The 12880-nt window shown below is 69.9% G+C and carries 10 protein-coding genes; 9 read left to right on the top strand and 1 reads right to left on the bottom strand.

The window, feature by feature from the left end:
• Window positions 1-93: 93 nt before the first annotated feature.
• Window positions 94-786, bottom strand: coding sequence for a B3/4 domain-containing protein (locus ABH935_RS00600; protein WP_370375749.1), 693 nt, complete (start codon window positions 784-786; stop codon window positions 94-96).
• 273 nt (window positions 787-1059) lie between these two features.
• On the opposite strand from ABH935_RS00600, the gene ABH935_RS00595 reads away from it, so the two are divergent.
• From ABH935_RS00595 to ABH935_RS00555, 9 genes are all read left to right on the top strand, one after another.
• Entirely contained in the window at window positions 1060-3120 is a 2061-nt protein-coding gene (locus ABH935_RS00595) for a phosphocholine-specific phospholipase C (RefSeq protein ID WP_370375748.1), read from the top strand.
• A 226-nt stretch (window positions 3121-3346) separates the two neighbouring features.
• Window positions 3347-4726: a S8 family serine peptidase gene (locus tag ABH935_RS00590; RefSeq protein WP_370375747.1), complete on the top strand. Its 1380-nt coding sequence runs from the start codon at window positions 3347-3349 to the stop codon at window positions 4724-4726.
• Window positions 4727-4956: 230 nt separating this feature from the next.
• Window positions 4957-6171 carry an ROK family protein gene (locus tag ABH935_RS00585; protein ID WP_370375746.1) on the top strand — a complete coding sequence of 405 codons (1215 nt, stop codon included), beginning with the start codon at window positions 4957-4959 and terminating at the stop codon, window positions 6169-6171.
• 158 nt (window positions 6172-6329) lie between these two features.
• Complete coding sequence (locus tag ABH935_RS00580) at window positions 6330-7013, top strand: ThuA domain-containing protein (RefSeq protein ID WP_370375745.1); 684 nt, start codon at window positions 6330-6332, stop codon at window positions 7011-7013.
• 166 nt (window positions 7014-7179) lie between these two features.
• The gene (locus tag ABH935_RS00575; RefSeq protein WP_370375744.1) at window positions 7180-8631 is read left to right on the top strand and encodes an aldehyde dehydrogenase family protein; all 1452 of its coding nucleotides are present in this window, start codon (window positions 7180-7182) and stop codon (window positions 8629-8631) included.
• 40 nt (window positions 8632-8671) lie between these two features.
• The gene (locus tag ABH935_RS00570) at window positions 8672-9994 is read left to right on the top strand and encodes an ABC transporter substrate-binding protein (protein ID WP_370375743.1); all 1323 of its coding nucleotides are present in this window, start codon (window positions 8672-8674) and stop codon (window positions 9992-9994) included.
• Between the two features lie 46 nt (window positions 9995-10040).
• Window positions 10041-10931: a carbohydrate ABC transporter permease gene (locus ABH935_RS00565; protein WP_370375742.1), complete on the top strand. Its 891-nt coding sequence runs from the start codon at window positions 10041-10043 to the stop codon at window positions 10929-10931.
• Entirely contained in the window at window positions 10928-11839 is a 912-nt protein-coding gene (locus ABH935_RS00560) for a carbohydrate ABC transporter permease (protein WP_370375741.1), read from the top strand. The genes ABH935_RS00565 and ABH935_RS00560 overlap by 4 nt, the downstream gene beginning before the upstream one ends.
• Window positions 11836-12774 (top strand): aldo/keto reductase, encoded by a 939-nt coding sequence (locus ABH935_RS00555; RefSeq protein WP_370375740.1) that lies wholly within the window; start codon window positions 11836-11838, stop codon window positions 12772-12774. Before ABH935_RS00560 ends, ABH935_RS00555 begins: the two co-directional genes overlap by 4 nt.
• The last annotated feature ends 106 nt before the right edge of the window (window positions 12775-12880 follow it).

Here is a 12880-nt window from a genome sequence, read left to right as displayed (position 1 = left end):
ACAGCCACAGCCGCCGCGATCGAGGTGCAGCTGATCGGCTACGCCGGCCGACCTCGAACCATCGAGGACCAGCCCAGGTTGCTGCCCCTCGGCTCAGACCTCGAACCGCCGCGCCACCCCGCTCAGCACCGCCGACCCCGGCGCCACCCCCCAAGCCCCGGCCACCCCCTCGACCAGCGTCTTCATCAGCGCCGCGACATCCTCGGCCGCCGACTCGTGCAGCGCCTCGGCGACGATCAGGACCCGCGAGGTGGCCGGCCGCACCGCCGAGCTGCCGCTCTGCCGGTTGGTCCAGCGGCGGGCGTGCGAGTTGCCGCCGGCGTCGGCGAAGATCACCTCACCGGGCTCCGGGTGCTCGATCGTGTCGGCGAAGGTCACGTACTCCTCGTCGCCGGTGGCGTGCCGGACTTCGAGGTCGCCGGAGATCCGGTCCAGGTCCAGGGCCGCGACCGGGATCGCGAAGGCGACGGAGACCGCGTTGCACAGGTCGATCAGGGGATGGATGCGCGGCAGCTCACCCTCCTTGCGCAGCCGGCGCAGCAGCGCCTCGGAGGCGCAGCGGTATTGCGTGGGCTTGAGCCCCATCTTGGCGAACGCCTGGCGCCAGGCCTTGATCTCGGGCAGGTCGGACTCCGTGCCGCCGGAGAGCCGGGCCTGCGCGATCGCCGTGAAGCGCGCGACCTGCTCCTCGACGTCGGACGTGGCGGTGATGCCGGTGGTGGTGATCGCCGCGGCGACCAGGCCGGGGAACTCGGACCGGATGGCCTCGGCGTGCTGGAAGTACATGGGCACAGCTTTACCGGACTCGCGATCGCGGCGGACAGGACCAATCCCGGCCCGGAAGTCAGGACCAATGCTCAGGACCAATGCTCAGGACCAATGCTCAGGACCAATGCTCTGGTCAGTTCAGCAGGAGTCGTTGAGAATGCTTCATGTTTGCGCCATCCAGCCACGGGACGCCGGACATCCGGCGGCCCGATATTCCCCTGGGCCCGCACGCCGGGTTCCACCCCACACAAGCTCGACTTCCCTCACTCCCCACCATCAGGAGGCCCCATCGTGGCGCCCGTTTCCCGCCGCACCTTCCTCGGCTCCGCCGCCGCCCTCGGCGCGACCCTCGGCCTGGAGAGCCTGCCCGGCTCCCTCTCGCAGGCCTCGGCCGCCGGTACCGGGACGATCCGCGACGTGAAGCATGTCGTGGTGCTGATGCAGGAGAACCGCAGCTTCGACCACTACTTCGGGAGCCTGTCGGGGGTGCGCGGGTTCGCCGACCGCGCGACGGTGCAGATCGCCGGCGGCTACTCGGTGTTCAACCAGCCGAACGGCTCCGGGCGGCAGTATCCGTGGCAGCTGTCCGACACCAACACCTGGTGGTGGGGGACCAGCAAGGAAGACCTCGCGCAGTGCGACGGGTCGCTGGACCACAGCTGGTCAACTCAGCACGCGGCGTGGAACAACGGCGCCATGGACAACTGGGTCTCGGCCAAGGGCTCCAACCGCACCATGGGCTACCTGAACCGGTCCGACATCCCGTTCCACTACGCGCTGGCCGACGCCTACACGGTCTGCGACGCCTACCACTGCTCGATCCTGTCGGCGACCGGTCCGAACCGCACCTACCTGTGGTCCGGCATGATCGACCCGAGCGGCAGCGCGGGCGGCCCGGCCTACGACGGCGGCTCGGAGTCCGGCCTGAGCTGGCAGACCTACGCCGAGGCGCTGCAGAACGCCGGCGTGTCGTGGCGGGTGTACCAGAACGCGAGCGACAACTTCGGCGACAACGCGCTGGCCTACTTCAAGCAGTTCACCGGCGCGTCCACCTCCAGCCCGCTCTACCAGCGCGGCATGTCCTCGGTGCCTTCCACCGGCTCCACGCCGGACGACATCGCCGCGGCGATCAAGGCCGACGTGCTCGGCGGCACGCTGCCGCAGGTCTCGTGGGTGGTGGCCAGCCAGGCCTTCTCCGAGCACCCCGACGCCCCGCCGAACGACGGCGCGCACTTCGTGAACCTGGTCATCCAGGCGCTGGCCGCCGACCCGGCGACGTTCGACTCGACCGTGCTGTTCCTGAACTACGACGAGAACGACGGCTTCTTCGACCACGTCCCGCCGCCGGTGGCCCCGTCCGGCACGGCCGGCGAGAGCACCCAGAACGCGCAGATCGGCCTGGGCTTCCGGGTCCCGATGGTGGTCGTCTCGCCCTGGACCCGCGGCGGCTGGGTCGACTCCCAGGTCTACGACCACACCTCGGTGCTCCGCTTCCTGGAGACCTGGACCGCGGCCCTGGGCACCCCGGCGACCTGCTCGAACATCAGCGCCTGGCGCCGCCAGGTGTGCGGGGACCTTACCGGCGCCTTCGACTTCGCCAACCCGGTGAGCGGCCTGCCGTCGCTGCCGGCCACCGGCACGGTGATCGGGCAGTCGTTCTGCAACGTGCAGACCAACCCGGCCCCGGCGAGCAACGCGATGCCGACGCAGGAGAGCGGGACGCGGCCGGCGCGGGCGCTGCCGTACCAGCCGAACGCGTGGGTGGACCACATCGAGTACGACGCCGCCGGGAAGATCCTGGTGTGGCTCCAGATGGCGAACCAGGGCCCGCAGGCGACGTCGGCCGCGCACTTCGCGGCGTACGCCAACGCCTATCGCACCGGCGGGCCGTGGCAGTACACGGTCAACGCGTACAGCAACGGCACCGACGGCAGCGTCAAGGACTTCTTCAACGTCGGCGCGAACTACGGCAACGGGCAGTACGACCTGACGGTCGTCGGCCCCAACCGCTTCCTGCGGCGCTTCACCGGCAACGCCAACGGCAGCGGCGCGACCGCCGAGGCCAAGACCTACTACGCGCCGGCGCCGAACACCGGGCAGCAGGCGGTCTGGTTCTCGATGACGAACACCGGGAGCAGCGCGGTCACGTTCACCATCACCTCGACCAACTACCGGACCGACGGGCCGTGGACGTACCAGGTGGCGGCCGGGGCGACGGTCAGCGACTACTTCAACGCGGTCGCGTATGACAACGGGTGGTACGACTTCACCGTCACGGTGAGCTCGGACTCGGCGTGGAGCCGCCGGGCCACCGGGCACATCGAGACCGGGGCGGCGAGCATCACCGGCTGAGGCCCGGGCCCGCGCGACTCAGACTGCTCACCTCACGGCTCGGCCGCCGCGTTCCGACGCGGCGGCCGAGCCGTTTGCCGTGACCCTTTTTAGACCTCTTCATCACTTGCGACATGTTTTGAAGAATTCTTGGTAAACCCTTGGGTAGCCCCCTGATCCATTTCTTGCCAATGTCCATATCCAGCACCAACTACCGCCACCTCCCTCGCCACCTCCAGGAGGAGACATGCATCGGGCATCATCAGGACTCGGCGACCGCCGGGTCTTCCGCACCGGAGCCAGGCTGGCCGCCGTCGGGACCGCGGCCGCGGTGTCCCTCGCGGTCGCCGTCGCCGCGCAGGCCGCGCCGGGCAGCGTCCCGCACCAGGTCCCGACCCCGCAGCACCACCACTTCAGCGCCGCGGTGAGCCGGGTCGGCTCCGCCGGGACGATCCCGGACCGCGTCGCTCGCGTCGAGCAGGCGCTCCAGTCCTCGGGGCCCGGACTGCAGCAGGCCTATGACACGGCGCCGCTGTACGCGAACCGCATCGACGGCACCGGCCTGACGATCGCCACGCTGGTGGCGTTCGGCGACAAGAGCGCCCAGAGCTACCTCGACCAGTACGACGCGGACAACGGCCTGCCGGCGGCGACCGTGCAGACCATCGAGCCGTCCGGCGCGGTGCCGGCGTGCACCGACCCGGGCGTGAACACCAGCGACTGCCAGAGCTGGGGCGGCGAGACGGACCTGGACATCTCGATGATCCACACGCTGGCGCCCGGGGCGAAGATCTTGATCATCGCCACCCCGGTCAGCGAGACCGAGGGCGTCACCGGCTTCCCGGAGCTGCTGAGCGCGATGGACTACACGGTCACCAACCACCTCGCCGACGTGATCTCGATGAGCATGGGCACGCCCGAGGACGACTTCGCCAGCTCCGCGCAGCTGCACGACCTGGACAGTCACTTCAAGAACGCCACCGACCACGGCGTGACCGTGCTGGCCTCCAGCGGCGACGACGGGGCCGACGGCATGCAGCTCGACGGCAGCACGCTGTGGGGCAAGCCGGTGGTGTCCTTCCCGGCGGACGAGTCCTACGTCACCGCGGTCGGCGGCACCGAGCTGTCGCTGGACGGCAACGGCAACCGGACCCAGGCCGACGTGCTCTGGCCGCAGTCCGGCGGCGGGGTCTCGCACGAGTTCGCTATCCCGGCGTGGCAGCAGAGCACGGCCTCGGCGACCGGCGCCGCCGGGCGCTCGCTGCCGGACATCACGATGGAGGGCACCTCCGGCACGTCGGAGTCCTCCCCGCTGATGGCCGCGATCGTCGGCCTGGCCGACCAGTCCGCCGGTCACGACCTGGGGCTGATCAACCCCGCGCTGTATGCGATCGGGCCGAACGGGACCGGGTCCGGGGTCGTGGACGTGACCAGCGGCTGCAACACCACCGCGTCGGTGACCGGTTTCTGCGCCGGGACCGGCTTCGACATCGCCTCCGGCTGGGGCACGATCGACGCGGCCGCGTTCGTGCCTGCGCTGGTCGCCGCCTCGACGCCGAGCAGCAGCCTGCGGGTGGACGTCGGCGGGGGTCGCGCCGGGCACATCCAGGTGCTGGCGAAGCAGTGAGCTGATCTGCGGGAGTTTTGGGTCCATCGGTGCCCCGGGGCCGCAGCCCTGGGGCGCTTTTGTTGTCGGCGGCGCGCGGCGTCGTCGCCGCACGAGCCCCACTTGATCGCCGCCGCCGCGCGCATCCTCAACCGCGTTGATCACATCGGCCACCTGTCTCCCGGCCGTCCAGCGGCGCTGCCTCCCGCTGCGGGCCTCACCGGGACCCGCCATCTGGCACAATTCCTCCTGTGATCCAGGCCGGTGCGCAGACGACGCGCGATCTTCGCCGCCGCAGCCGCGCCGCCTTGCTGTCGGCCGTCTACCTCGGGCAGGCGGTGAGCCGGCCGGAGCTGGCGCGGCTGGCCGGGATGAGCTCGGCGGCGGTCAGCAATGTCGTGTCCGACCTCATCGGGGACGGGCTGGTGGCCGAGGCCGGGTCGGTGGACTCCAACGGCGGGCGGCCGCGGACCGTGCTCGCGGCGCGGCCCGGGTTCCGGTACGTCGTCGGCGTCGACATCGGCGAGACGCACATCCACGTCGTGCTGTTCGACTGGACGCTGTCCACGCAGGCCACCTCCACCCACGAGATCCGGGTCGGGCGGCTGGACCCGGACGTGGTCGTGCGCCTGGTCGTCGCCGGGGTCCACTCGCTGCTGGACAGCACCGGGGTCGCGCAGGAGCAGCTGCTCGGCATCGGTATCGGCGTGCCCGGCGCGGTCCAGGAGGGCGAACGCGGCGTGGTCCACGCCCCGACGCTCGGCTGGTCCGGCGTACCGCTCGGCGACGCGCTCCGGGCCGAGCTCAGCGCGCCGATCCTCATCGACAACTGCGCGCGCACCCTCGGCCAGGCCGAGGCCTGGCGCGGCGCCGGCCGCGAGGCACGCCGGGCGGTCGTGGCCCTGTGGGGCGTCGGCGTCGGCGCCGCGATCGCGGTGGGCTCGACCCTCGCCGAGAGCGGATCGAGCTCCACCAGCGAGTGGGGCCACGCGGTGATCGAAGCCCGCGGCCGTGCCTGCCGCTGCGGCTCCCACGGCTGCCTGGAGGCCTACGTCGGCGCCACCGCCATCCTGGACGCCTACCTGGCGCACCCCAAGGGCCGCCCCCTGACCCAGGAGGGCACCGAAGCACGCATGGCCGAACTCGCCACGCGCTTCGAGGCCGGCGACGACGAAGCCGCCACCGCGACCTTCGACGAGGTCGCCGAGTACCTGGGCATCGGCGTCGGCAACCTCATCAACCTGATCAACCCCGACCAGGTCATCCTCGCCGGCTGGGTCGGTGAGCAGCTGGGGCCACTGCTGATGCCAGCGATCCGCGCCGCCGCCCAACGCCACGCCCTGCCCTACCTCTTCGACCAAACCCGCATCGGCGTCGGCGAACTCGGCCCGGGCGCGGTCGCGCTTGGAGCGGCAACGCTTCCGGTGGCGCGGCTGCTGGCAGCGGGCGGCCACGTAGCAGCCTGAGGCCTGTTCAGATCGCAGTTCAGAGCGCAGTCTGAGCTTCCCTCATCGCACTTTCTTGATCCTCCCGGCCATTGTCAGCCGTCGATCACTTCGCTTACGTTGGAGACAAAGTGATCGGCGCCGGCTCCGGCGCCTTTTCGACGTGCCCGGGAGGCCGCATGCCAGTCAGTTCCGCCGTTCCTCGGTCCGCGCTGGTCGTTCGTGGTGGGTGGGAGGGCCATGCTCCGGTCGCCACCACCGAGTTGTTCATACCGGCGTTGCGGGCCGCCGGGTTCGTCGTGGAGGTCGCCGACAGTCTCGATGTGTATTGCGACGCCGAGTTGCTCGCCGGCACTGATTTGGTCGTCCAGTGCTGGTCGGAGGGGGAGCGGCGGGAGGATCTGACCGAGAAGCAGAGTGCCGGGCTGGTGGCGGCGGTCGCGGCGGGGACGGGATTCGCCGGGTGGCACGGCGGAGTGCTGGCCGCGTTTCGCAATCCGGACTATCTGCGCATGGTCGGCGGGCTGTTCCTCTTTCATCCGCCGGAATTCTTGACCTACCGCGTCGAGATCGCGGCGGAGCATGCCGGGCATCCGATCGTCGCCGGGCTCGGCGATTTCGACGTCCACAGCGAGCAGTACTGGATGCTCACCGACGCTCGCAACACGGTCCTGGCGACCACCAGTGTTGATGCCCGCGACGGTGGTCAGGGCGGTGATGCGGTGCCGATGCCGGTGGCGTGGACGCGGCGGTGGGGCGCCGGAAAGGTGTTCGTCTCGGCGGTCGGGCATCGGGTGGAGGACCTGCGCGAATCCACCGTCAGAACCCTGACGGAGCGCGGTCTGCTCTGGGCCGCGCGCTAGCTCCGACTCTCGGCGGGGGCGTTGACAGCCCCTTCCGGCCCCCTTATCTTTCATCGTTAATTAAGTCCGGTCGTCAGCGAGTGGACACCGGGCCGAAACACGCAGAGCACCAGCACGCAGAGCACCGTCACGCAAAGCACCAGCACGCAGAGAATCAGGATCCCTGATGAGTTCTGTCAGCACCGCAGCGACCACCGCGACCGAGGCGGCCGAATACACCGCCGAAGTCTTCATCGACGGCCGCTTCGAGGCCCCCGCCGGGCCCTGGCGCCCGGTCCTGGACAAGGCCGCCGGCCGCGCCTTCGCCCGCTACGGCGACGCCTCCGCCGCCCAGGTCGACCGGGCCGTGACCGCCGTCCGGCGCGCGCAGCCGGCCTGGGCCGACACCGACGCGAACACCCGCTGCGAGGTCCTGCGTGATTTCGCCGCGCAGCTCCAGCAGCGCCATGACGAGCTGATCACGCTGATCGTCCGGGAGACCGGCGGCACCGGGGAGAAGGCCGAGGAGGAACTCGGCCAGTCGATCAACCAGCTGCTGAACTCCGCGACCCAGCTCACCGAGAACGCCGGCTCGATCCTGCCGCCCTACAAGCCGGGCAAGATGTCGCTGTCCCGGGCCGTGCCGCTCGGCGTCATCGGCCTGATCGTGCCGTGGAACTACCCGATGAGCCTGGCGATGCGCGCCCTGGCTCCGGGCCTGGCCTACGGCAACGCCGTGGTCCTGAAGCCCGCCGAGCTGACGCCGATCGCCGGCGGCCGGGTGCTCGCCGAGGCGGCGCGCGCGGCCGGCGTCCCGGACGGCGTGTTCGCCGTGCTGCCGGGCGACGGACCCACCACCGGCGCCGCGCTCTCGCAGCACCCTGGCCTGGACCTGATCCACTTCACCGGCTCCTACGAGGTCGGCGCTGCGATCCGCGAGCACGCCGCCCGCACCGGCACCCCGGTGATCACCGAGCTCGGCGGCGACAACGCCTTCGTCGTGCTCGACGACGCCGACGTCGACCAGGCCGCCAGCTGCGCGGTCTGGACCGCGCTGTGGTACCAGGGCCAGACCTGCATCAGCGCCGGCCGGCACATCGTGCAGCGCCCGATCGCCGAAGCCTTCACCGAGGCGATCGTGGAGCGGGTCCGCAAGCTGCGGGTCGGCGACCCGCTGCGCGAGGACGTGGACCTCGGCCCTGTGATCACCGCCGGCCAGCTCGCGCGCTTCCACGAGGGCCTGGTCCTGCCCTCGATCCTGGCCGGCGCGCGGGTCGCGGTCGGTGGCGAGTACGACGGCCTGTTCTACCGGCCCACCGTCCTCACCGACGTCACCCCGGACATGCCGATCTTCCAGGAGGAGACGTTCGGGCCGGTCCTGCCGGTCACGGTCGTGGACACCGAGGACCAGGCGCTGGAGCTGGCCAACCGCCACCGGACGCTGATGAACTCCGTGTTCACCGGTGACCCGCTGCGCGGCTACGCGTTCGCCGAGCGGATGCACAGCAACGAAGTGCACGTCAACGACGGCTACGCCCGCCACGGCGGAGAAGGCCAGTTGGCCGGGTTCACCCGGCGGCAGTGGATCGGCCTGCAGACCTCGCCGGTGTCCTATCCGGCCTGGGCTGTCGGCGCGTGACAAACCACATGACAATGCAATACATAAAGGAGGCAATGGATTGCGCACCAACCTCATGAGGGGCACCGCCGCCCTCACCCTGGCCGCCACCGCGCTGGCGATGACCGCATGCGGCTCCTCCAGTTCCTCGTCCAAGGCCGGCGCCGCGAGCGGCGGTCACGGCAAGGTCACCCTGACCTTCGTCAACTGGGACGGCGGCATGCAGGCCGCGGTCGACCAGTGGAACCAGGCGAACCCCGACATCCAGGTGCAGCTGAGCAAGCCCTCGGGCACCGGCTACACCCTCTACAACAAGCTGATCACCAACAACGCCGCCGGCACCAACCCGGACGTCACCGAGGTCGAGTACCAGGCGCTCCCGGCCCTGATCGCCAACAAGGTCATCGTGCCGATCGACCAGTACGTCGGCGACATCTCCGCCGACTTCGACAAGTCCTCCCTGGCGCAGGTGCAGTTCGAGGGCAAGACCTACGGCGTCCCGCAGAACGTCTGCCCGATGGTCTTCTTCTACCGCAAGGACATCTTCGACTCCCTCGGCCTCAAGCCCCCGACCACCTGGGACGAGTACGCCGCGGACGCCGCGACCGTCCACGCCAAGAACCCCAAGCAGTACATCGGCAACTTCTCGGCCGTGGACTCCGGCTGGTTCGCCGGGCTCGCGCAGCAGGCCGGCGCCAACTGGTGGACGACGTCCGGGACCACCTGGAACGTGGCCATCGACGACGCCCCCACGCAGAAGGTCGCGAACTACTGGAGCGGCCTGATCGACAAGGGCCTGGTCTCCCCGGAGCCGAACTGGTCCCCGCAATGGAGCACCGACATGAACAGCGGGAACATCATCGGCTGGGTCAGCGCGCAGTGGGCGCCGAACCAGTTCCCGTCGGTGGCCAAGGACACCGCCGGCAAGTGGGTCGCCGCGCCGCTGCCGGCCTGGACCGCCGGGGACCCGACCGTGGGTATCTGGGGCGGCGAGACCGAGGCGGTGACCGCGAACTCCAAGCACCCGGCCGAGGCCGCGAAGTTCGTCAAGTGGCTCAACTCCTCCACCGAGGGCGTCAAGACCCTGATCCAGCAGGTCGCGGCGTTCCCCGCGTCGCTGTCGAACCAGAGCCAGGACGCGCTGAAGACGCCGCCGCCGTTCATGTCCGACCAGCAGGACTACAACACGCTGATCGCGCAGGCGGCCAAGAACGTGCGCACGTTCCAGGTCTGGGGCCCGAACGCGAACGTCACCTTCGACGCCTACTCCAACGACTTCGCCGCCGCCCTGCAGAACAAGACACCGCTGTCCGCGGCGCTGACGCAGATGCAGCAGGCGACGGTCGCCGACCTGAAGAAGCGCGGCTTCTCGGTCACCGGCTGAGCCCGGAAGGACAAGACACGACAGGAAAGGACAGGAAGAGGAGGCCATGAAGGCTCATCGCCGCAGGCACACGCTGCTCCCGCAGGTCCTGCTCATCCCGGCCGTGGTGCTGTTCCTGCTGTTCACGGTGGCCCCGGGCGCCTACGCGATCTATCTCAGCTTCATGAAGCAGAAGGCCGGCGGCGGCCTGTTCGGGACCGACAACCCGACCACGGTCTTCGCCGGCCTGGAGAACTACCGCGCGGCGTTCGGCGACGCGGAGTTCTGGCACAGCATCGGCCGGATGCTGCTGGTCGCGGTGATCGGCGTGCCGGCCACGATCGGCTTCTCCACGTTGTTCGCGCTGTGCCTGGACGCCAAACGGACCCGGCTCGTCGGGTTCTCACGGCTGGCGATCTTCCTGCCGTACGCGGTGCCCGGGGTCGTCGCCACGCTGCTGTGGGGCTTCATGTACCTGCCGGCGACCAGCCCGATCGGCGGCAACACGATCAACTACTTCGGCTCGCACACGGTGTTCTTCGCCGTGGCCAACGTCGCGGTGTGGGGCGTCCTGGGCTTCAACATGGTCGTCATCTACACCTCGCTGCGCGGCCTGCCCCGCGAGCTGTTCCAGGCCGCCGAACTCGACGGGGCCAGCGAGCTGCAGATCGCGCTGCGCATCAAGCTGCCGCTGCTGGCCCCGACGCTGACGCTGGTGACCGTCTTCTCACTGATCGGCGCGCTCCAGCTGTTCAACGAGCCGACCACGCTCAAGCCGGTCACCAACGCGATCAGCTCGACCTGGGTGCCCCTGATGCGCGTCTACACCGACGCCTTCGTGGACAACGACATCTACCGCGGGGCGGCCGCCTCGTTCCTGCTCATCGTGCTGACGGTCGCCGCCACCGTGGCCGCCAACACGGTGCTCCGTCTGACAGCGCGTAGGAGTGAACGATGACAGCGGCCACGACCGGAACGGTGAAGGCGGGCAGGGCGCGGACCGAGGCGACCGGATCCGGGAGGAAGGCCGGGGGCCGGACGAACTGGGTCGCGACCGTCATCCTGCTGATCGGCGCCGTGTACTGCGTGCTGCCGGTGGTGTGGATCGTGATCGCCTCCACCAAGACGAACAGCGAGCTGTTCTCGACCGCACCGTTCGCGCCGTCCTTCCACGGCGGCTTCTTCTCCAACCTGCGCGCGCTGTTCGCCTACGACCACGGCATCTTCATCCGCTGGGCGGTCAACTCGGTGATCTACGCGGTCGGCGGCGCGGCGCTGTCCACGATCATCTGTGGCTGCGCCGGCTACGCGCTGGGCAAGTACCGCTTCTCCGGCAGCGTCTGGCTGTTCCGGCTGATCGTCGCGGCCGTCCTGCTCCCGCAGATCATGCTGGCCATCCCGCAGTTCCTGCTGCTGGCCAAGCTCGGGATGACCAACAACTACGCGGCGGTGATCCTGCCGCAGCTGGTCAGCCCGTTCGCGATCTACCTGTGCAAGATCTACGCCGAGGCGTCGGTCAGCGACCAGCTGCTGGAGGCGGCGCGGGTGGACGGGGCCTCGGAGTGGCGGATGTTCGCCTCGATCGGCGCGCGCCTGATGATGCCGGCGCTGGTGACGGTGTTCCTGTTGCAGTTCATCGGCATCTGGAACAACTTCCTGCTGCCCTTCGTGATGCTCAACCGGGACCAGTTGTTCCCGCTGACCGAGGGCCTGTACGGGCTGCTGATCATCACCGGCGGCCAGGCCGCGCAGTACACGATCGTCATCGTCGGGGTGTTGGTGTCGATCGTGCCGCTGGCCGCGGTGTTCCTGCTGTTGCAACGGTATTGGCGAGTGGACCTGGTGTCCGGAGGGGTCAAGGCATGATCACACTTCCCCGGCTGGGCTTCGGCGCGGCCGCGATCGCCAACGACGGCGTCGGCCTCGGGCAGGCGCTGGACTGTGTGGAGGCGGCGTGGGACAGCGGGATGCGCTACTTCGACACCGCTCCCATGTACGGCGCCGGGCATTCCGAGCGGCTGTTGGGGCTCGCGCTGCGCGGACGGCCGCGTGCGGAGTACGTGCTGAGCACCAAGGTCGGCCGCCTGGTCCGGCCTTCGCACCCGGATACCAAGCAGACCGGCGCCGACTGGATCTACGACTTCAGCCGGGAGGGGATCCTGACCTCGCTGGAGGAGAGCCTGCTGCGCCTCGGCACCGACAGCGTCGACATGCTCTACATCCACGACCCCGACGACCACTGGCGCGAAGCCCTGGAGCAGGCATGGCCGACGGTGGCGCGGCTGCGCGACGAGGGGGTGGTGCGCGCGGTCGGCGTCGGCATGGTGCAGGCGCCGATGCTCGCCCGGTTCATCCGCGAGACCGACCTGGACCTGGTGCTGGCGGCCGGCGTCTACACGCTGCTGGACACTCAGGCCCTTGACGAACTGCTGCCCGACGCCGAGCGGCGCGGCGTCACCGTCGTCGCGGCGCAGTCGCTGCACGGCGGGCTCATCGACGGCGTCACCAACGCCATGTTCCGCTACCGTCCGGTCGACGAGCAGACCCGCGCGAAGGCCGCGCGCATCGCGAAGGTGTGCCACGAGCTCGGCGTGCCCACAGCGGCCGTGGCGTTGCAGTTCCCCCTGGGGCATCCGGCAGTTCGCTGCGTCCTGACCGGCCCGGACTCGCGCGGGCAGCTGGCGCAGAACCTGGAGTGGGCCGCGCGGCCGATACCCGCGGGCGTCTGGGAACGCCTGCGCGAGGAGGGCTTGCTGTCCGAGCAGGCGCCGGTGCCTTCCGCGGACCTGGCGACCGCCTAGATCGCCCGGATTACTACAACTTGGTTACCACTCGAACTGAGTTCCCCGAAGACCCGCCGCATCCCGCCTTAGCAGCTAGATTAATAAGGGCTCTGCAATCGCAGCG

Origin of the sequence: Catenulispora sp. GAS73, assembly GCF_041262085.1 — a bacterium.
In the GTDB taxonomy this organism is placed as follows: Bacteria; Actinomycetota; Actinomycetes; order Streptomycetales; family Catenulisporaceae; genus Catenulispora.
Note: the sequence above shows the minus strand (reverse complement) of the source record. Positions and strands in the feature narration are given on the sequence as shown.

Bases quoted from the DNA above. Each gene is read 5' to 3' on its own strand.
- ABH935_RS00600 (WP_370375749.1), bottom strand. From the start codon at position 786: ATGTACTTCCAGCACGCCGAGGCCATCCGGTCCGAGTTCCCCGGCCTG.
- ABH935_RS00590 (WP_370375747.1), top strand. From the start codon at position 3,347: ATGCATCGGGCATCATCAGGACTCGGCGACCGCCGGGTCTTCCGCACC.
- ABH935_RS00580 (WP_370375745.1), top strand. From the start codon at position 6,330: ATGCCAGTCAGTTCCGCCGTTCCTCGGTCCGCGCTGGTCGTTCGTGGT.
- ABH935_RS00575 (WP_370375744.1), top strand. From the start codon at position 7,180: ATGAGTTCTGTCAGCACCGCAGCGACCACCGCGACCGAGGCGGCCGAA.
- ABH935_RS00565 (WP_370375742.1), top strand. From the start codon at position 10,041: ATGAAGGCTCATCGCCGCAGGCACACGCTGCTCCCGCAGGTCCTGCTC.
- ABH935_RS00560 (WP_370375741.1), top strand. From the start codon at position 10,928: ATGACAGCGGCCACGACCGGAACGGTGAAGGCGGGCAGGGCGCGGACC.
- ABH935_RS00555 (WP_370375740.1), top strand. From the start codon at position 11,836: ATGATCACACTTCCCCGGCTGGGCTTCGGCGCGGCCGCGATCGCCAAC.